Genomic DNA, 17,697 nt, shown 5'->3' on the forward strand with positions numbered 1-17,697 from the left:
TGGCGACGCGAGACGACTCGACACGAACTGACGCGACGCGGCTGAAGCGGCGCGGCTGAAGCGGCGCGGCTTACTCCACCATGGAGAAGGACACGACTTCAGCGGGGATTCCGCCAATGGAAACCGCAGCCTGATAGGTGCCCGGTTTCACCTCGCCGCGTTCCTCCGAGCAGTCCTCTGTCCGCCACGTCCCAGGCCAGGTCACTTGCAGCGCCTCTTTGCCCTCGGGCTGCAACACCCACGTCTTGGACTCAAAGCCCGGATCCTGAGGACACCACACCGTCGAGTAGTACTGGTCCGCACCGGAACTAATCGCAAGTTCCGTGCCTTCCGAGTCCGTCGACAACGTGCACGCCGTAATCCCTGTGTGCTCGATCGAGAGGTCGAACGCCGGCATCGTCCCAATGGTGGGGGATGCAGGAGATGCCACTGCCGTAATTGTGACGTCGTCTGCCGTACACGGCTGAGACGGATCGTTCAGCGCAGCCGCGTCCGCCGAACTCGTGGCATCAGGCGACACCGACTCCTCAGGCTCCGCACCGGTCCCCGCGCCGTCCTCAGAACTCAATGCCGAGGACACAATGAACCACAACGCCGCGATGACGACGGCCGCCGCGACAAGGACAAGCACGCGGCGAACCCAATACACCTGAGGCGGCTGGTCGCCAACCGGGTGTCTGAGGGATCCCATTTGTCCTCCTTGATCGTTCTCAGCAAAACCGTAACCCCGGCACCTCCTGGGACAATGAAGCCATGCCGCCCACGTCCCCAACCCGCGAAACGGCACACACGCCAGACCACCGCGTCACCACCGTGATCGACTGGTTCCACCGGGAGGCACGCGACCTGCCCTGGCGCGAGGCCGACCGCACGCCCTGGGGAGTCCTGGTCTCCGAAGTGATGCTCCAGCAAACCCCGGTAGTGCGGGTCTTGCCGGTGTGGCGCGAGTGGATGGAACGGTGGCCCACCCCGCGCGACCTCGCACACGCCACACAGGCCGATGCGGTGCGAGCCTGGGGGCGACTTGGCTACCCTCGCCGAGCCAAACGCCTATGGGAGTGCGCGCTGGTTCTCGTCGAACGGCACAACGGCCATGTCCCCTCAAGCCGCGAAGACCTGCTCGCCCTCCCCGGCATCGGCGACTACACCGCAGGTGCCGTCCGTGCCTTCGCATTCGGGGAGCGCGACATCGTGCTCGACACCAACATCCGCCGTGTCATCGGCCGTGCCTGGCGTGCCGAACCCCTGCCCGCCGCTCACCAAACCCGTGCGGAACGGGAACTCGCCGACTCGCTGGTGCCGGCATCGGCCCCCGCGTCTGTTGCGTGGAACGCAGGCTCCATGGAACTTGGAGCCCTGGTGTGCACTGCACGCGCGCCCAAGTGTGCCGAGTGCCCGCTGCGCCACGACTGCGCTTGGATAGCAGCAGGGTCGCCAGGGCTTGATGATGCGCCCCGTCGGACTCAAGCGTGGCACGGCACAGATCGGCAAGTCCGGGGCCGCATCATGGCGCTCCTGCGGGAGTCCCGCGGCCCACTTGCGCTCGACGAGCACTGCGCGCTCGACGATGTCGATGCGGACCAGCGCCACCGCGCTCTCACTGGGCTGGTCGCGGACGGTCTCATCACGAAGGCCGCCGACGGCTACTCCCTCTAGCCGGAGAACCCCTGCCCCCTATCCGCCAAATGGCTCCATTTGGTTGTTTTAGCGAGCTGTAGCAGCCATTTTGTGCCACTAGGAGCGCAGAAGTTCGGTTGGCAAGGGCCGATGCTGTGGCTGGCTGGCGCTGTTTAAGCGTGTTGCGTACCGTGCACTGCGAACGGTTCAACCGCCTCAATCTCAGTGGCGGTGAGCGCAGGGAAGTCGAGCGACGCCACCGTGTCCCGCAGCTGCTTCGCCGAGGAGGCTCCTACGAGCGCGGACGTCACGCGGTCGCCGCGCAGCACCCACTGAACCGCCAGTTGCGCCAACGTCTGACCGCGCTCCTGCGCGATCGCGTTCAACGCTTGCGCACGCTCCACATACGTGGGGGAAAGCTGCTTGGACTGCAAAAAGTGCGAGTGCGTGACGCGGGAACCCTCCGGAATGCCATTCAGGTAGCGGTCCGTCAGCAAGCCCTGCGCAAGCGGGGAGAACACGATCGACCCCAGACCCTCGGCCTCCAATGTGTCCAGCAGCCCCTTCTCGGGTGTGCGCTCAAACATCGAGTACGGGAACTGGTTGATGAGGATGGGCGTGCCGAGCTCGCGGGCAATGCGGGCCGCCTCACGGGTCTGTTCAGGACCGTAGTTGGAGATTCCGGCGTACAGTGCACGCCCGGAGCGGATCGCAGTGTCGAGCGCCCCGATGGTTTCCTCGAGGGGCGTCTCCGGGTCGAAGCGGTGGGAGTAGAAGATGTCGACGTAGTCCACCTGCATGCGCTTCAACGACTGGTCGAGAGACGCGAGCATGTACTTGCGCGAACCCCACTCGCCATACGGGCCGGGCCACATGTCGTAGCCGGCTTTCGTGGAGATCAGAATCTCGTCGCGATATGGCGCAAGGTCCTGCTGGAAGATGCGGCCAAAGTTCTCCTCCGCGGAGCCAGGCGGGGGACCGTAGTTGTTCGCAAGGTCGTAGTGGGTGACGCCCAGGTCGAACGCGGTGCGGATGGTCTCCCGCATGGTGTCAGCATTGTTGGCCCCGCCAAAGTTGTGCCACAACCCCAAGCTCACCCCAGGGAGCTTGAGACCGGACTTGCCGGTACGGCGGTACTGCATGGTGGCGTAGCGGTCGTCGGCGGCGACGTGGGGCGTGTGCGTCATGTAGATGAGCCTACGTCGGGACGATGCGTCCGGTCGAATCGTTTTGGTTGGGTGCTTGACCTGCGCGTGAGGGCCTTTGTCCCGTGCAAGTGGACGCTCCTGCAATAGTGTGGCGTCAGTACTGGTTGATCTGAGGAGGACCACCATGGATGCAGCGCTGTGGGTCGCTGTCATTGCTCTCGCCGCGGTCTTTGTGCCGTCTGGTGCGGTGCACGCGTTCAAGGGAAAGAAGGGCACCTTGGCCGCGGGCCAGGAATGGGCCGAGGACTTCGAAGACAAGCATGTGCGCCTCATCGGCGCAGCGGAGATTGTGGGCTCGCTCGCGGTCTTGGTGTTCCCGATGGTGAGTTTCATCCCGTGGATTGTCCCGGTGGCTGCCGCGGGACTGATGGTGATTGGTGGAGGCGCTGCTTTCATTCACATTCGTCGTGGCGACCCGCTCGCGAATGTCACGGTTCCTGCGCTGCTCATGGTGATCGCGCTGATTGTGTTCGTGGGACGGATCGGCGAGTTCTCGTTCGGCGGCAACTAGGGGGCACTCCGCCCGGCCCCGCCGCCTAACCCTGCCCTCCGGCCCCGCCGGCCCCGCGTCAAATGGCTCCATTTCGCTGTTTTAGCTAGCCAAAACAACCAAATGGAGCCATTTGACGGGGAAGGGGTGAGCAAGAAGGCGGGGACGGGGTGGGGGAGCGCGTGAGGTGCGGCGCTGCCGGGGAAAGTGAGCGGGATGCAGAAAGGCCCGGCCCCCTGACGGGGACCGGGCCTTTCTTTGCGTCTAGCGGGGTTTACTCCTTGGCTGCTGCCTGTGCGTCGCCGCCGTTGTCGGAGGAGCCGCCCTCGCGAGGAACATCGGCCCCTTCAGCGTCGCCGCCACCTACGCGAACTTCACGCTCTTCCGCGGGAATGACAGGCTCGCCCAAGAGGTCGTCACGGTCGATGCCTTCGAACGTGAACTCACCCAGGATGCCTTCGCCCTGAGCGTCAACACGCACCAACTGGCCCGAGGTGACCTCGCCGAACAAGATCTTCTCCGACAGCGGGTCCTCGATCTCACGCTGCAACGCGCGGCGCAACGGACGCGCACCCAGGACCGGGTCGTAACCCTTCTCCGCCAGCAGGTTCTTGGCGGCATCGGTCAGTTCGATAGCCATGTCCTTGTCGCGCATACGCTCGTCCAGTCGCGCGACCATCAGGTCCACGATCTCCACGATCTCGTCCTGCGTGAGCTGCGGGAAGACCACAACGTTGTCGACACGGTTCAGGAACTCAGGCTTGAAGTGTTCCTTCAGCTTGCCGTTGACCAGCTTCACCATCTCGTCGTAGGTGTGGCCGGTTTCCTGCATCACCGAGAAGCCCGTGGCCTGGCGGCGCGAGATCGCGTCTGCACCCAGGTTGGTGGTCATGATGATGATGGTGTTCTTGAAGTTGACTTCGCGGCCCTGGGCATCGGTCAGCTTGCCGTCTTCCAGAATCTGGAGCAGCGAGTTGAAGATGTCCGGGTGAGCCTTCTCGACCTCATCGAACAGCACGACGGAGAACGGCTTGCGGCGCACCTTCTCGGTGAGCTGGCCGCCCTCTTCGAAGCCCACGTAGCCGGGAGGGGCACCGAACAGGCGAGCAACGGTGTGCTTCTCGCCGTATTCGGACATGTCGAGCGAGATCAGTGCGTCTTCATCACCGAACAGGAACTCGGCGAGGGTCTTGGCGAGCTCTGTCTTACCCACACCGGTGGGTCCGGCGAAGATGAACGAGCCACCAGGACGCTTGGGGTCCTTCAGGCCTGCACGGGTACGGCGGATCGACTGGGCGAGGACCTTGATGGCCTGTTCCTGACCGATGACGCGCTTGTGCAGTTCGGATTCCATCTGCAGCAGACGCGAGGACTCGTCGGAGGACACGCGGGTCACCGGCACGCCGGTGGACATCGCGAGAACTTCAGCGATCAGTTCCTCATCGACCACGGCGGCAACGTCGAGGTCGCCTGACTTCCAGGCCTCTTCCTTCTGCGTGCGCTCCTCCGACAGTCGGCGTTCCACGTCGCGGAGGTTCGCGGCCTTCTCGAACTGCTGTTCGTCGATGGCCGATTCCTTCTCGCGGCGGACCTCGGCGATCTTCTCGTCCAGGTCGCGCAGCTCCGGGGGCGACGTCATGCGGCGAATGCGCAGGCGAGCACCGGCCTCATCGATCAGGTCGATGGCCTTGTCTGGGAGGAAGCGGTCGGAGATGTAGCGGTCTGCCATCTGTGCGGCAGCCACGATCGCTTCATCCGTGATGGTGACGCGGTGGAAGGCTTCGTAGCGGTCGCGCAGACCCTTGAGGATCTCGATGGCGTGGCTGAGTTCGGGCTCGGGAACCTGGATGGGCTGGAAGCGGCGTTCCAGCGCGGGGTCCTTCTCGACGTGCTTGCGGTACTCGTCAAGGGTGGTGGCACCGATGGTCTGCAGTTCGCCGCGGGCCAGCATGGGCTTCAGGATCGATGCTGCGTCGATGGCACCTTCTGCGGCACCGGCACCCACAAGGGTGTGGATTTCGTCGATGAACAGGATGATGTCGCCGCGGGTGCGGATCTCCTTGAGGACCTTCTTGAGGCGCTCTTCGAAGTCACCGCGGTAGCGCGAACCTGCCACCAGCGAACCCAAGTCAAGCGTGTAGAGGTGCTTGTCCTTGAGGGTTTCGGGCACGTCGCCGCGGACGATCGCCTGGGCGAGGCCTTCCACAACGGCGGTCTTACCGACGCCGGGTTCACCGATGAGGACGGGGTTGTTCTTGGTGCGGCGGCTCAGGACCTGCATGACGCGTTCCTGAATCATTTCGCGTCCCACGACGGGGTCAAGCTTGCCTTCGCGTGCGGCCTGCGTGTAGTTGCGGCCGAACTGGTCGAGCACGGTGGAGCCGGCGGGGGTGCCTTCTGCGGGGCCGCCACCAGCGGTCGCGGGCTCTTTGCCTTCGTAGCCGCTGAGCAGCTGGATGACCTGCTGGCGGACGGAGCCGAGGTCCGCGCCGAGCTTGTCGAGCACCTTGGCGGCCACGCCTTCACCTTCGCGGATGAGGCCCAGCAGGATGTGCTCGGTGCCGATGTAGTTGTGGCCCAGCTGCAGCGCTTCGCGCAGCGATAGTTCCAGAACCTTCTTGGCGCGCGGCGTGAAGGGGATGTGGCCGGAGGGAGCGTGCGAGCCCTCGCCGATGATCTCCTGGACCTGCTCGCGCACGCCGTTGAGGGAGATGTCCATGGACTCCAGTGCCTTGGCAGCTACCCCCTCGCCTTCGCGCACCAGGCCGAGCAGGATGTGCTCCGTGCCAATGTAGTTGTGGTTGAGCATGCGCGCTTCTTCTTGCGCGAGCACCACGACGCGACGGGCTCGATCGGTGAACCGTTCGAACATGGCTTCCTCCTTACAACGGGCCGGCCGATGCGCGGGGTCGCCACATCTGACCGGGTTCTGCTGTCCAGGCTAACCAGGGGGAGGGTGGGTTTATTGCCGTGTTCGCCAGGGGCGTGAACGCATCCCCAGCAAGCACAGTCGGGCCGATGCGTGGGTGGAGGGTGCCGACGGGGCGTCAGTTGTCGCGGGTGAGGCCTGCGCGTTCCACGAGAACGGCGATCTCTTCACGGCTACGGCGCAGTGTTTTGGTCTTGATGGATTCCACTTGGCTTTTGATGGTGGATTCGGAGACGTAGAGCTGGTGGGCGATGGCTGCCCGGGGTGCGCCGGTGGCGATGAGGACGGCCACTTCGCGTTCTCGGGGTGAGAGGGTGGCGACCAGCTCTTGGGCTTCGCGCTGGGCGGCAGTTTCTTGGGTGTGGGTGAGTTTGGCGAAGAGGGCGGGCTGGCAGTGGGGTGAGACAAAACCGGCGCCGATGGTGACGTGGCGGATGGCGCGTTCGAGGTCTTCGCCTGCGTACTCCTTGGGAACGAACCCGACGGCTCCTGCGCCCAACATGTCGAACAGCACTTCGTCGTGGTCCATGGCGGTGAGGGCGATGACGCGGGCGGGATTGCCTCGCTCTTTCAGGGCCCTGGTGGCGTCGATCCCGGTCATGACAGGCATGCTGACGTCCATCAGCACAATGTGGGGCTTCATGGACGTGGCGAGGTCCACGGCGGCTGCGCCGTCAGCAGCTTCGCCCACGATGCTGACGTGTGGTGCGCCGTCGAGAACGAGCCGCACTTGTTGGCGGACCATGGGGTCGTCGTCAACGATGATGACGGTGGTGAGTTCCGGGCCGCTGGCGTCCTGGGTCATGCGCCCACCGTAGAGGAGGGGCCGGACATTCCTTCGCTGGTGGTGTCCGCGGTGGACCAGGGCAGGGTGACGTCCACGATGAACTCGCCTTCGTGGCGCCCGATCCAGGCTTCACCGGACAGGGCTTTGACGCGTTCCCTAATCCCGACAACGCCGGCGCCTGCGCCTTCCGCGTCTGTGATGGCAGGGCCGAGCGCGTTGGTGACCCGGAGTCGCACGCCAAACTGTGGGGACGCTTCGAGGTAGAGCGAGATAGGTGAGGCGGGGGCGTGCTTGACGGCGTTGGTGAGTGCTTCTTGTGTGAGCCGGAACACCGCAGCGTCGAGCACTGCTGGTGCGGTCTCCATGCCTTCCAACATGACCACGGCGTCGATGGATGTTCCCGCCGTGCGTGTGGAGGAGATGAGTTCGTTGACTCCGCGCATGGATTGGCGGGGTGCTGGGGGAGTGGTGGGGCTGGTGCGGAGGTCTTGGACGAGTCCGCGCAGATCGGTCAATGCGGCGCGGGATTGTGATTGGAGTTGCCGGGCAAGTTCTTGTGCTTGCGGGTCCCCGCGGTCAACGGCGCGTTCGACGTTTCCGCCCATCATGGACAGCAGGGCGAGCCGGTTGGTGAGGCCGTCGTGAATCTCGCGGGCGATCTCATTGCGTTCGGCCTGGCGTGCCAGTTCGTCGCCCAACTGTGCGGCGAGGTTGTGCCCTTCTGCGGCCTGCTGGGATGCGGCCGATGCTGCCTTGCGTGAGGACACGATCGCGACGGTGCCGAAGCACACTCCTAGCGACACCAGCGCGGTGATCCCTGAAACGGTGATGGCTGGCGCCGGTTCCAGTTCGAACAAGCCGGAACCATAGTCGGTGAGTGCTTCGCGAACCCAGAACAGGGTCACGACGCCGGTGGCACCTCCGCCAATCCACCACAGGGCTGGACGCCGTGCGTGGAGGAGTAGCTGGTAGACGCCAAAGAGGAACAGCAGGTATTCGATGCCGAAGAGCGCGAGGACGAAGCCAGCGATGGTGGTGACCCAGGGGACCTGGCGGCGGAAGAACACGGTGACCCATGCGCCTAACGCGAGAAGCCACAGCAGCGCCCCCGCATCACTGACGCTGTCGCCATCTTGTGCGGCAGGAACGTTCGTCAGTGCCACCGCTGTGAAAAAGACCGCGCCTACATACAGGGCCGTGTCCCGGAGCCGTTGCGGCGCACGGCTGGGAGGCCTCACGCTCTCAGGGTTCCCGCTCATGAAGCCACCTTAGAGGCGTGGGGTGACACCGGCATCGGCCTTCCTGGGACACGTTCACGTCCATATGGCCACCCGACCTTGACCACAAGGCCGATGCGCCCACCCCGCCGCCGTCGAGAAAGTGAGTCATGCCCGTTCGGGCCGCACCTTCCCACCGGGTTGGTACGCACCATCATTGGAGAAAAGCATGACTCAGAACGACACCCCACCCGTCCCGCCCGCCGGAGCCCCGCAACCCGCGGCGACACCCCCGGCGGAGGCGGCAGGCGAGCAGAAGAACACCGTGGGCCTTGTGGCGCTCATCCTGTCGATCGTGGGCTTCATCTTTGCCTGCGTCCCAGGTGCGCTCATCGTGGGCTGGTTGTTGCTTCCGGCCGGATTCATCACCGGAATCGTCGCTATCACCCGTAAGGGTCAGAAGAAAGGCACCGGCATTGCTGCGATCGCCGTGTCGGTGGTCGGCACGATTGTGGGCGCGATCGTGTTCATGACGGTCGTCGCGGGAGCCGTCTCTGACGCCTTCGACGAGGCCGCCGACGAACTTACCGGTGGTGAGGTGACCGTCGCGGAGCCCACCACTGACGCGCAGGACGCCGATGCTGAGGACACCGCCGCAGACGCCGCAGACACAGACGACACCGCGGCAGACGCCAGCACAAGTGACGACGATGTGGCCGCTGACGAGGACGCTGCTGTCGAAGCAGACACCCCCACCGGCACCCGCGACAACCCACTGGCCTTCGGTGCCGTGATCGAGAACAACGACTGGAGCATCAGCTTCACCGGGTTCAACGCGGACGCCAACGCTGAGGTCGCGGCAGGAAACATGTTCAACGACGAGCCCGAGCCGGGCACGCAGTGGATCATCGTCGAAGCGACCGCCACGTACACCGGCTCTGACTCGTCGAGCACGCTGGGCCTGGGCTTCGACTACGTGGGCGCTGACGGCGCGGTCGCAGACTTCGCGTTCGCCTCGGGCCTCGAACCCGACTTTGACCGGTTCGCTGAGCTGTACGAGGGCGGCACTGAGGAAGGCAAGATCGCGTTCATGGTGCCTGACACGCTCGACGGTCTCTTGCGCATCACGCCCGGCTTGTTCGCCGACGACGTGTTCTTCGAGCTCCCGGCCGAGTAACGCGGGCGTGGCTTCCGCCGCACCTCGTCCCGCTGGGGGCGCGGTGCGGCGAGCCTATGCCTCGACCAGGATGGTGATGGGGCCGTCGTTCACGAGCTCCACATCCATATGCGCACCGAACACCCCGGTACCGACCTCGAGGCCGCGTTCACGCAATGCAGCAACGACAGCCTCAACCAACGGCTCCGCCACAGGCCCAGGCGCGGCACCGTTCCACGATGGGCGGCGGCCTTTGCGGACGTCGGCATACAGAGTGAACTGGGACACCACAATGACGGGGGCGTTCACATCCGTGACAGATTTTTCGTCGTCAAGGATGCGCAGTTCGGCAATCTTCCGTGCCACAGTCGCGACCTGGTCCGGACCGTCCTCATGGGTGACGCCCACCAGGGCCACGATCCCTTGACGATCAAACGCCGCCGTGACCGCGCCGTCAACGGTGACGGACGCACGCGATGCGCGCTGGAGAACCGCCCGCACGCGTGTTACCAGCCGCCCTGCGAACGGTTGCCGTGGCCACCAATGTTGCGGCCGCCAAACTGCTGCAACTTGGGGCGGACGTCCACGAAGTACACGATCACCGCAACAATCGCCGCGATCCCCATGATTCCGCCAATGCCGCCCCCGGTGCCCAGCGGCCACGGCAGCGCCAGGAACGCCACCACCGACGCGGCACCCAGGATCAGGAGCCACAGGGTCTTGTTCAGTTTGCCCGCGGCCTGGAACGTGGAATCGGGGTACTTGATGGCATCAATGAGCCCCCACAGTGCGCCCGCAAAGGCTGCGACGGAGAGGGCAAAGACGATGAGATGCTGCAGCGTGCCGAACATGATTCCCTTGGCGTGACTGGTGGGGTGAAGGACTCAGGCCAGTGTAGGGGGCAGGACCGTGAGCCCTTCGGCACGTGCTGCGGCGGCCACTGAACGGTCCCACGCGGCGACCACGGGGGCCACCTCCGCGAACATCAGCGCGCTCGCCAGATGGATAGCGTCTCCTGCACGGAGCGGGCGACGGTCGGTGAGGTCTCCCGCCAGATCCGCGATCTGTGCGGTCACTTCCACCTTGGTGAGGGAGGGCCACAACTCATCCCAGCGGGCACGAGCCTGCGCGGCGGGTGCCGCATCAAGCCGGCCAATGCGTTCCGCCGCGCCCAACACGGATCGCACCTCGGCGTCCGCGATGCGCGAGGTGACCACAGCATCGGCCCGGCTCCAGAGCCCCACAGCAAGGGGCGAGCCGGTTTCCAGGACACACAGCTTGACGAGGGCTGAGGTGTCGAAATAGACGAGCGCCACGCGTTACCTCCGGAGCCGGCTGAGCAGGCTGGAGAGGGCGTCTTTGGCGGCTTCCGCTTCCGGCAGGCGGGGCACCGCGCGCGATTCAGCGGGCGGGGTGATGAGGCCGTCTGCTTCGAGCTTGTCGAGCAGCGAAGCGGACTCCACTGCACACAGACGTGCGACCGGCACCCCACGTTCGGTGATGATGACGTCTTCACCCGCCTTGGCGGCGTCGAGGGCTTTGCTCAGTTCCTTACGCAGTTGCGTCACGGTGAGTTCCACGTTGTCCACGTTAACCCCCGCGTCATCTCAGATGTCTGCAGGCGCGCTGGTAGTCCTGCTCCTAGGAGGGAAGGTCGCCGCCGTCTGCTGCGCAGCCCTTGCCCATCAGCAGGCCTTTCATCGTGGGGCCAGGCTTGGGGGGACGGTCTGCGGAGAAGCCGTCCGCGTTCACGATGAGTTCCTGGGAGGCACTCAGGGGGCCGCCGTCGGAGGGGACGGTCAGCACTGCTGACGGATCCACGGAGCGCTTCAAGACGGCGAGCGCAATAGGGCCGTACTCGTGGTGGCGGGCCACCGACGTGATGCGTCCCGCGGGTTTGTCGTCTTCTCCGATAGTGACGACCGCGCCCAGGTCTGGCACCGCATGCGCGGAACCGTCGAGGTGCAGCATGGTGAGCCTGCGCGGAGGCCGCCCCACGTTGTGGACCTTCGCCACCGTTTCCTGACCGCGGTAGCAGCCCTTGTGAAGGTGGACGCTGGTGCGTAGCCAGTCCAGTTCGTGAGGAAGGGTCGTGTCGTCGACTTCGGTGATGGCTCGCGGCCTGTGTGCGGCGATGCGTTCCGCCTCTGACGCCCAGGTTCCGGCGAGGGTCCAGCCGGAGGCAAGACGGGCGTCGACCTCAGCTTCCAGAGTCGTGCGCGGCACCAGCACGAGTCGCCATGCACGGTCAGCGCCAGCGTGAGCGGCGGATGGGTCGGCCGCATAGGTAGTGCCACCCACCGAGATGCCGGGCCAGGGATCCACCCAGGTCACGGGCTCTCCGTCCGTTGCCGGGTTGGCGACCGCTTCGCCCAGCGCGGCCCACTGCTCAGTGACGTCCGCGACTTCCACACGCAGCATGAACCGCATGCGGTCCAAGAATGTCGCCAGCGCGGGTGCGGTCTCGGAAATGAGCCACGCGGTCTCGCCGTCGTCCACAATGCCGGCGACGTGCTCGATCCGCCCCTGAGGCGACAAGATCATCAGTTCACTGGACTCGCCTGGGGCAAGGCCAGCAACCTGTTGGGTGGTGAGCGAGTCAAGCCAGCTCAGGCGGTCCGGACCCGTCACCGAGATGATTCCCAGATGCGACTGGTCCACGACCGCACGGCCTGCTTCGAGCGCTCGCTGTTCAGCGGTGGGGTCGCCGTAATGCCACGCCACACCGGCATCGGGCCCTGCGGCTTCGACGGCTCCGTGGCGGGAAAGCAAGGGGGAAGTCATAGCGGGGGAACGCCTCCAGGGGGTCAGAGATTCCACTGCAGCGCCGATGCACGGGCCAGAAGCGACGTGAGGTCAGCGGGGGGAGGGGGTTAGTCTTCGACGCGGGCGAGGCGTGCGCTCATGTAGGACTGGAGGTCGTGGCCGAATGCGGCGAGGTCCCAGGCCCACATCAGTTCACCTTCAACCAGGCCGTACATGCGAGTGCCGCCGCGGACCTCGGGTCCGGACTCGGTGGCGGCCGCGAACCGGGTGGCCATGTCGATACGGCCGTTCCCGACTGCTCCCATGTAGCAGGTCAGGACGCCGGAGGCTTCGGTGAGGACGATTTCGAGCGGGTGCTGGAAGTCCTGGAGTTCGATGCCTTCGGGGGTTTGCGGGGCCACTCGCCAGAAGCCGGACTCGACGGACCAGACCTGGCCTGCTCCGCCATCGTCATTCTTCAGCGACGTGGTGCAGGTGTACGTCAGGTAGGGGCCGCCATCGTGATCGAACACGATGTCCTGGACGATCTCCGCTTGGGGGATGCCGGGATAGTCAATCTCGCCGAACCCACGCCAACGACCGACCAGCCATGCCAGCGGGTAGATCTCTGGGGCAAGGTCGTCAGGAATGACAAAACTCAACGGCGTGGACTCCTCAATAGACGCCAACCCACGATGGCGGTAACCCAGGCGGCTCCGCCAAAGGCCAGCACAGCGAGGGCCGTGAAGACAGCTTCCAATGCAGTCATAGTGCGTCCGACTCTACTACGCCCGGGACTCATGTCCTAAGGCACGCGGAAGTGGGGCGCGGAAGGTTACGCGGCCCGGGTGGTGGCGCGCTTGAAGGCCAGGTAAAGCTCGCATCCCATGCAGAAGTTGAACACTGCGTTGAGGAACGATGCGATGACCACCATGGCAATGAAGAAGTAGAAGCCGCCCCCTCCACCGATGAGTCCCAGGATGAGCGCAGCGGCGGACATGCCGAGCCCCATCTGCTGGGCAAAGCGCGGCGGGCGGAACGACTCGGTCTCGGTGGGTGCGTCCAGACGTGGGCGCACAAGTCGCGTGAACAGGAATGACTGCACCGTTGCTTGCGGACCGATGAAGGCACCAGGCAGGAACAGCACCACCAGAACTGCGGTGGCAATCAGACCCACGGCGGTGTTGCCTGCGAGCACAGCGATCAGCGCGAACAGCAAGGTGACGGCGGCACCGAAGCGCACGCCACGAGGATCAACCTGGCGGTCCTGGGCTGTGGGGGGAACAGATGCGGTCATGGGGAACTCCTGAAGCAGGGGCTAGATGGTGTACTCGGTGCCTTCGCTGTGCACTTGGGCGAGCGCTTCGCGGGCTTGTTCGTGGGTGGGTGCGCCGTCCATACGGGCCACGATGACCCCGTCTCCGTCGAGCACCACGGTGGTGGGGGTTCGCATGACGGACAGTTCACGGGCCAGGTCGAGTTTCACTGAGGCGTCGACTTCGACGTGCGTGACGTGCGGCTGTTCCGCTGCGACGGTTTGGAGTACTCGCGCCGTGCCTGGGCACTTGGCGCACATGGGGGTGGAGAACTGGACGAACGTCGCGTAGTAGCCGCGCTGGCCGCCAATCTGCTCACTGGTGAGGGCATCGGCCCGCTGTGGTGCCTTGACGGCGCCTTGGCGACGTTGCCACCACCAGTAGCCCAGGCTCGACAACGCGAGCAGCGCTACTACGGCAATGATCCTGATCGTCATGACACCCTCTTTGCGTCCTTCATGCCTGCAGGTTTATGCACCCACGAGCAAGACGCCGCCCACGTAGACCAAGACGCCTGACGCTAGAACAGGGGTAACACCCGAAGCTATTCCCGCCCACGCATCGGCCGGGCGCGGTTCACGGCGCGACAACTCGTTCATCACGACCACCGAGGCGCCAGCGACCAGGCCCACCAGCGTGCCGGCGTACCAGGGAAGGGAGGTGAAAACAAAGGCCAGCCCAGAACCCGTAGCGCCGCCCATGATGAGGGCCAGGATTCCGTTGACATTGCCGTTGCTGGTGAGGACCGATGCGACGGCCGCGACAGCGAGGGAGGCGGCGGCAGCGACAACGAGGTCCTCTGCGCCGGCCGTGCGGTTGGCGGCCACCCACGCGGCGCCGGTCGCGGCGATGGCGCCACCCGCGGCGGTCGCGGCAACACCCGTCACTGCGCGCCCACGCGGGCTGGCGAAGAACACCTCGGTGAGCAAAGCGGCGATCGCAATCGCAGCCAGGGCGACGGCCATGTATCGCAGGAACGGTTCAGTGCGACCGATGACGACAGCGCCCAAAGCGCCCAAAGCACCACCAAAGATGACGAGGCTACTCACTCGATGGTTCGCCACGCGCAACAAACGCGGCCAACCGACCGCCATGAAGGCCATGATGAGAGCGACTCCAAGCGCGAGCCAGCGAGTGCCGTACAAGCCGGCCCCAGCCACGACGGCTGCGGCGACAGCGGTGATCGACGCACGTGTCGTGGGATTCATGAACGTTAGTGTCTCATCTGTTCCTGCCGGTACAGTGATGGCGAACGGAGGGCGCGCATGGCAGACCTACTGGTGCTCACCCCGTCACCGGACGGGGCGACTGATGTCTTGCCTGCGCTCGCGCTCCTGCCGCATCGCGTGAGAGCGCTCCCACCGGACCCGAGTGCCATGCTCGATGCGTTCGACGCAGACGTGCTGATCGTTGACGGTCGCCACGACCTGGCTCAGGCACGTTCCAACTGCAAACTGGTGCAAGTCACCGGTGTCACCGCGCCCATGTTGCTGGTGTTGCGCGAAGGTGGACTGTCCATCGTGAACGCTGACTGGGGCGCCGATGACGTCGTGCTGGCCGATGCCGTCCCCGCCGAGGTGGAAGCCCGCATTCGCCTCCTGATGGGCCGCGCCAACCAAGAGGATCCGCTGGAAAAGGCCGTCGAGTTCTCCTCCGGAGACCTCACCGTGGACGTGGGCGGCTACACCGCGCGCCTCAAAGGCAAGCCACTGGACCTCACCTACAAAGAGTTCGAGCTGCTGAAATATCTGATGCAGCATCCTGGCCGTGTGTACACCCGCGACCAACTCCTCCAAGAAGTGTGGGGATTCGACTACTACGGCGGTACCAGGACAGTTGACGTCCACGTCCGCCGCCTGCGCGCCAAGCTGGGCGCAGAACACGAGCAACTCATCGGCACGGTGCGCAACGTCGGCTACCGCTTTGACCCTCCGCAACCCAAAACTTCTCAGTCCTCCGATTCCCCGGCTGACCGCAGCGCTCGATAGACTTTCCCCCGTTCCCCGACCCCACGAGTGAACGGACGGCTTCATGGCCTCTAGCGGAAATGCCCGCCTCTTCTCCCGGCTGACCCCCTCCACAGAACGCACCCTTGCCGATGTCCTGCGCACGGAACGTGCCGGTGGAATCCTGCTGTTGATCGGCACGGTCGTCGCTCTGGTGTGGGCCAACTCCGCTTGGGCAGACTCCTACGCAGCACTGCGTGACTTCGAGTTCGGCCCTGAGTCGCTGCACCTCCACCTGTCGATGGGGGACTGGGCCAAGGATGGCCTCCTTGCGATCTTCTTCTTCGTCGTGGGACTTGAACTCAAGCGCGAGATCGTCGTAGGAGAACTACGCAAGCCCTCCACCGCGATCGTTCCCATCGTTGCCGCGGTGGGCGGCATGGTGGTTCCCGCCGTGCTGTACGTCATCGTCAACCTGCAGGCCAATGGCTCCATGGACGGCTGGGCCGTGCCCACCGCCACGGACATTGCGTTCGCTGTGGCAGTACTCGCCGTGGTGGGCCGATGGCTTCCCAACGCACTGCGCGCCTTCCTCCTGACGCTCGCCGTCGTCGACGACCTGCTCGCCATCATCATCATCGCGGTGTTCTTCACCGACGAAGTCCACTTCCAGTGGCTGCTGGCCTCCGCAGCGTGTGTCGCCGTGTTCGGCTACCTGGCACGCAAGGGCATCACCAAGTGGTGGATCCTCATCCCGCTCGGCGTTGCCGCCTGGGCCTTCATGCACGCCTCTGGCGTCCACGCCACCATCGCAGGTGTGGCGCTCGGCCTCGTGGTCCCCGCCATCGCTCGCAAGGGAGAGTCCCACAGCTACGCCGAACACTGGGAGCACTTGTGGCGGCCCGTCTCTGCCGGTGTGGCAGTGCCGATCTTCGCCCTGTTCGCGGCCGGTGTGGCCATCAACAGCGACACCATCTCCACCGCCATCAGCGACCCCGTCGCACAGGGCGTGGTCGCCGGTCTGGTGATCGGAAAGCCGCTCGGCATCTTCCTCGCCACATTCTTGGTCGCCACCTTCACGAAAGCCAGCCTGGATCGCGGATTGTCCTGGTGGGACGTCCTCGGGATGGGCTTCCTGGCCGGAATCGGCTTCACCGTGTCGCTCCTGATCGGCGAACTCGCCTTCGCCGGCGAGCGCGTCGAAGAGGTGAAGATGTCCGTGCTGTTTGCCTCGCTGATGTCTGCCCTGCTGGGCGTCATCCTGCTGGTGTGGCGTGACCGCTACTACAAGAAGCTGTACGACCTTCGCTCCACGCCGCTCACCTCCGAGCAAGCGCAAGCCATCGCCAAGAAGCACGGCGTCAAGGCCGCAGCGTTGGACGAGGCCGAACGCACCCGCCGACTCACCGAGTACAGCGAAGGAAAAGCCGACCTCGAAGCCGAGGCCGCCGACTCCGCCGGAACCTCAGAAGGCGACGCCACTTCAGGCGAGGCGCACCCCACCAAGTAGTCGCCGCATCGGCCCTAGGACGCAGGCTTGACCTTCGCTCCTGGGGCCGATGCGCACATCGGCGCAATCTCGCATGCGCCGCATTCAGGCTTGCGAGCTTTGCAGCGGCGTCGCCCGTGGAAAATCACCCGGTGCGACCACAGCGTCCACTCACGGCGCTCGATCAGCGCCATCAGTTCGCGCTCCACCACCACTGGGTCCTCATTCACCGTCAGCCCCAAGCGGCGTGCCAGCCGGCCCATATGCGTGTCGACAGTGATGCCCGGAACACCAAACGCGTTTCCCAGCACCACATTCGCGGTCTTGCGCCCCACGCCCCGGAGCGTCACCAGGTCCTTCAACTTTCCGGGCACCTCACCGCCGTAGTGCTCGACCAAGTCACGGGACAAACCCAGCAGCGACTCCGCCTTCGCACGGTAGAAACCCGTGGGCTTAATGAGTGCCTCCAGACGGTCACGGTCAGCACCAGCCATCGCCGGCGCATCCGGAAACGCTGCGAACAACCCAGGGGTCACCTGATTTACACGCACGTCTGTGCACTGCGCGCTCAACACTGTCGCGACCAGCAACTGGAACGGCGTCTCGTAGTCGAGTTCGCAGTGCGCGTCGGGGTATACCTCGGCTAATGCACGGTTCACGGCGCGTGCACGGCGCACCAGCGCCACCGGGGGTGTCTCCATTGCGGCAGTAGCAACGGTGAGCGGGGTCCGAGAAGCCATGGCAGACACCCTAAGCGACCCTCAAGAACTGTGGGCAGAGGACCGATAAGTTCTACG

Annotated in this window: 20 protein-coding genes; 5 read left to right on the top strand and 15 right to left on the bottom strand. The window is 65.0% G+C overall.

From position 1 onward, the window contains the following. Nucleotides 1-70: 70 nt before the first annotated feature. Nucleotides 71-691, bottom strand: a complete 621-nt coding sequence (locus ON058_RS02295; protein ID WP_274667411.1) for a hypothetical protein — start codon at nt 689-691, stop codon at nt 71-73. A 62-nt stretch (nt 692-753) separates the two neighbouring features. On the opposite strand from ON058_RS02295, the gene ON058_RS02300 reads away from it, so the two are divergent. Next, the gene (locus tag ON058_RS02300) at nt 754-1,656 is read left to right on the top strand and encodes an A/G-specific adenine glycosylase (protein WP_274667412.1); all 903 of its coding nucleotides are present in this window, start codon (nt 754-756) and stop codon (nt 1,654-1,656) included. Between the two features lie 134 nt (nt 1,657-1,790). On the opposite strand, the gene ON058_RS02305 is transcribed toward ON058_RS02300, so the two are convergent. Next, a complete protein-coding gene (locus tag ON058_RS02305; protein WP_274667413.1) occupies nt 1,791-2,804 on the bottom strand; it encodes an aldo/keto reductase in 1,014 nt (337 codons plus the stop codon). 145 nt (nt 2,805-2,949) lie between these two features. Between ON058_RS02305 and ON058_RS02310 the strand changes: the two genes are divergently transcribed. Beyond that, nucleotides 2,950-3,336 (top strand): DoxX family protein, encoded by a 387-nt coding sequence (locus ON058_RS02310; protein WP_274667414.1) that lies wholly within the window; start codon nt 2,950-2,952, stop codon nt 3,334-3,336. 253 nt (nt 3,337-3,589) lie between these two features. Here the strand turns inward: ON058_RS02310 and ON058_RS02315 are convergent, their stop codons facing one another. From ON058_RS02315 to ON058_RS02325, 3 genes are all read right to left on the bottom strand, one after another. Then, a complete protein-coding gene (locus ON058_RS02315; protein ID WP_274667415.1) occupies nt 3,590-6,187 on the bottom strand; it encodes an ATP-dependent Clp protease ATP-binding subunit in 2,598 nt (865 codons plus the stop codon). Between the two features lie 175 nt (nt 6,188-6,362). Continuing rightward, entirely contained in the window at nt 6,363-7,049 is a 687-nt protein-coding gene (locus ON058_RS02320) for a response regulator transcription factor (protein ID WP_274667416.1), read from the bottom strand. After that, nucleotides 7,046-8,290, bottom strand: a complete 1,245-nt coding sequence (locus tag ON058_RS02325) for a sensor histidine kinase (protein ID WP_274667417.1) — start codon at nt 8,288-8,290, stop codon at nt 7,046-7,048. The genes ON058_RS02320 and ON058_RS02325 overlap by 4 nt, the downstream gene beginning before the upstream one ends. Nucleotides 8,291-8,477: 187 nt before the next feature. Between ON058_RS02325 and ON058_RS02330 the strand changes: the two genes are divergently transcribed. After that, the gene (locus ON058_RS02330; protein ID WP_274667418.1) at nt 8,478-9,425 is read left to right on the top strand and encodes a DUF4190 domain-containing protein; all 948 of its coding nucleotides are present in this window, start codon (nt 8,478-8,480) and stop codon (nt 9,423-9,425) included. A 54-nt stretch (nt 9,426-9,479) separates the two neighbouring features. Here the strand turns inward: ON058_RS02330 and dtd are convergent, their stop codons facing one another. The 9 genes from dtd to ON058_RS02375 all read right to left on the bottom strand — a co-directional run bounded on the left by dtd (nt 9,480) and on the right by ON058_RS02375 (nt 14,673). Further along, nucleotides 9,480-9,905 carry a D-aminoacyl-tRNA deacylase gene (gene dtd / locus ON058_RS02335; protein WP_274667419.1) on the bottom strand — a complete coding sequence of 142 codons (426 nt, stop codon included), beginning with the start codon at nt 9,903-9,905 and terminating at the stop codon, nt 9,480-9,482. A 5-nt stretch (nt 9,906-9,910) separates the two neighbouring features. Continuing rightward, nucleotides 9,911-10,255 (bottom strand): DUF2516 family protein, encoded by a 345-nt coding sequence (locus ON058_RS02340; RefSeq protein WP_274667420.1) that lies wholly within the window; start codon nt 10,253-10,255, stop codon nt 9,911-9,913. Nucleotides 10,256-10,288: 33 nt separating this feature from the next. Continuing rightward, nucleotides 10,289-10,720 (bottom strand): type II toxin-antitoxin system VapC family toxin, encoded by a 432-nt coding sequence (locus ON058_RS02345; protein WP_274667421.1) that lies wholly within the window; start codon nt 10,718-10,720, stop codon nt 10,289-10,291. Nucleotides 10,721-10,723: 3 nt separating this feature from the next. Continuing rightward, the gene (locus ON058_RS02350; RefSeq protein WP_274667422.1) at nt 10,724-10,984 is read right to left on the bottom strand and encodes a type II toxin-antitoxin system Phd/YefM family antitoxin; all 261 of its coding nucleotides are present in this window, start codon (nt 10,982-10,984) and stop codon (nt 10,724-10,726) included. Between the two features lie 61 nt (nt 10,985-11,045). Further along, the gene (locus tag ON058_RS02355) at nt 11,046-12,188 is read right to left on the bottom strand and encodes a folate-binding protein YgfZ (protein ID WP_274667423.1); all 1,143 of its coding nucleotides are present in this window, start codon (nt 12,186-12,188) and stop codon (nt 11,046-11,048) included. A gap of 89 nt (nt 12,189-12,277) precedes the next feature. After that, nucleotides 12,278-12,811 (bottom strand): FABP family protein, encoded by a 534-nt coding sequence (locus ON058_RS02360; RefSeq protein WP_274667424.1) that lies wholly within the window; start codon nt 12,809-12,811, stop codon nt 12,278-12,280. A 173-nt stretch (nt 12,812-12,984) separates the two neighbouring features. Beyond that, entirely contained in the window at nt 12,985-13,446 is a 462-nt protein-coding gene (locus ON058_RS02365) for a DUF4395 domain-containing protein (protein ID WP_274667425.1), read from the bottom strand. A gap of 21 nt (nt 13,447-13,467) precedes the next feature. Further along, entirely contained in the window at nt 13,468-13,902 is a 435-nt protein-coding gene (locus ON058_RS02370; protein ID WP_274667426.1) for a thioredoxin family protein, read from the bottom strand. Nucleotides 13,903-13,935: 33 nt separating this feature from the next. Continuing rightward, nucleotides 13,936-14,673 carry a hypothetical protein gene (locus tag ON058_RS02375; RefSeq protein ID WP_274667427.1) on the bottom strand — a complete coding sequence of 246 codons (738 nt, stop codon included), beginning with the start codon at nt 14,671-14,673 and terminating at the stop codon, nt 13,936-13,938. A gap of 57 nt (nt 14,674-14,730) precedes the next feature. On the opposite strand from ON058_RS02375, the gene ON058_RS02380 reads away from it, so the two are divergent. Together ON058_RS02380 and nhaA are read left to right on the top strand one after the other, a co-directional pair. Then, nucleotides 14,731-15,453 carry a response regulator transcription factor gene (locus tag ON058_RS02380; RefSeq protein ID WP_274667428.1) on the top strand — a complete coding sequence of 241 codons (723 nt, stop codon included), beginning with the start codon at nt 14,731-14,733 and terminating at the stop codon, nt 15,451-15,453. 43 nt (nt 15,454-15,496) lie between these two features. Continuing rightward, complete coding sequence (nhaA, locus tag ON058_RS02385; protein ID WP_274667429.1) at nt 15,497-16,921, top strand: Na+/H+ antiporter NhaA; 1,425 nt, start codon at nt 15,497-15,499, stop codon at nt 16,919-16,921. Nucleotides 16,922-16,935: 14 nt separating this feature from the next. Here nhaA and nth read toward each other — a convergent pair whose 3' ends face one another. Then, entirely contained in the window at nt 16,936-17,640 is a 705-nt protein-coding gene (nth, locus tag ON058_RS02390; protein WP_274667430.1) for an endonuclease III, read from the bottom strand. Nucleotides 17,641-17,697: the final 57 nt, after the last annotated feature.

This window comes from Demequina sp. B12 (genome assembly GCF_028823635.1).
Classification (GTDB): domain Bacteria; phylum Actinomycetota; class Actinomycetes; order Actinomycetales; family Demequinaceae; genus Demequina.

Bases quoted from the DNA above. Each gene is read 5' to 3' on its own strand.
- ON058_RS02315 (WP_274667415.1), bottom strand. From the start codon at position 6,187: ATGTTCGAACGGTTCACCGATCGAGCCCGTCGCGTCGTGGTGCTCGCG.
- ON058_RS02295 (WP_274667411.1), bottom strand. From the start codon at position 691: ATGGGATCCCTCAGACACCCGGTTGGCGACCAGCCGCCTCAGGTGTAT.
- ON058_RS02375 (WP_274667427.1), bottom strand. From the start codon at position 14,673: ATGAATCCCACGACACGTGCGTCGATCACCGCTGTCGCCGCAGCCGTC.
- nth (WP_274667430.1), bottom strand. From the start codon at position 17,640: ATGGCTTCTCGGACCCCGCTCACCGTTGCTACTGCCGCAATGGAGACA.
- ON058_RS02330 (WP_274667418.1), top strand. From the start codon at position 8,478: ATGACTCAGAACGACACCCCACCCGTCCCGCCCGCCGGAGCCCCGCAA.
- ON058_RS02300 (WP_274667412.1), top strand. From the start codon at position 754: ATGCCGCCCACGTCCCCAACCCGCGAAACGGCACACACGCCAGACCAC.
- ON058_RS02370 (WP_274667426.1), bottom strand. From the start codon at position 13,902: ATGACGATCAGGATCATTGCCGTAGTAGCGCTGCTCGCGTTGTCGAGC.
- ON058_RS02320 (WP_274667416.1), bottom strand. From the start codon at position 7,049: ATGACCCAGGACGCCAGCGGCCCGGAACTCACCACCGTCATCATCGTT.
- ON058_RS02325 (WP_274667417.1), bottom strand. From the start codon at position 8,290: ATGAGCGGGAACCCTGAGAGCGTGAGGCCTCCCAGCCGTGCGCCGCAA.
- ON058_RS02305 (WP_274667413.1), bottom strand. From the start codon at position 2,804: ATGACGCACACGCCCCACGTCGCCGCCGACGACCGCTACGCCACCATG.
- ON058_RS02355 (WP_274667423.1), bottom strand. From the start codon at position 12,188: ATGACTTCCCCCTTGCTTTCCCGCCACGGAGCCGTCGAAGCCGCAGGG.
- nhaA (WP_274667429.1), top strand. From the start codon at position 15,497: ATGGCCTCTAGCGGAAATGCCCGCCTCTTCTCCCGGCTGACCCCCTCC.
- ON058_RS02310 (WP_274667414.1), top strand. From the start codon at position 2,950: ATGGATGCAGCGCTGTGGGTCGCTGTCATTGCTCTCGCCGCGGTCTTT.
- ON058_RS02340 (WP_274667420.1), bottom strand. From the start codon at position 10,255: ATGTTCGGCACGCTGCAGCATCTCATCGTCTTTGCCCTCTCCGTCGCA.
- ON058_RS02380 (WP_274667428.1), top strand. From the start codon at position 14,731: ATGGCAGACCTACTGGTGCTCACCCCGTCACCGGACGGGGCGACTGAT.
- ON058_RS02365 (WP_274667425.1), bottom strand. From the start codon at position 13,446: ATGACCGCATCTGTTCCCCCCACAGCCCAGGACCGCCAGGTTGATCCT.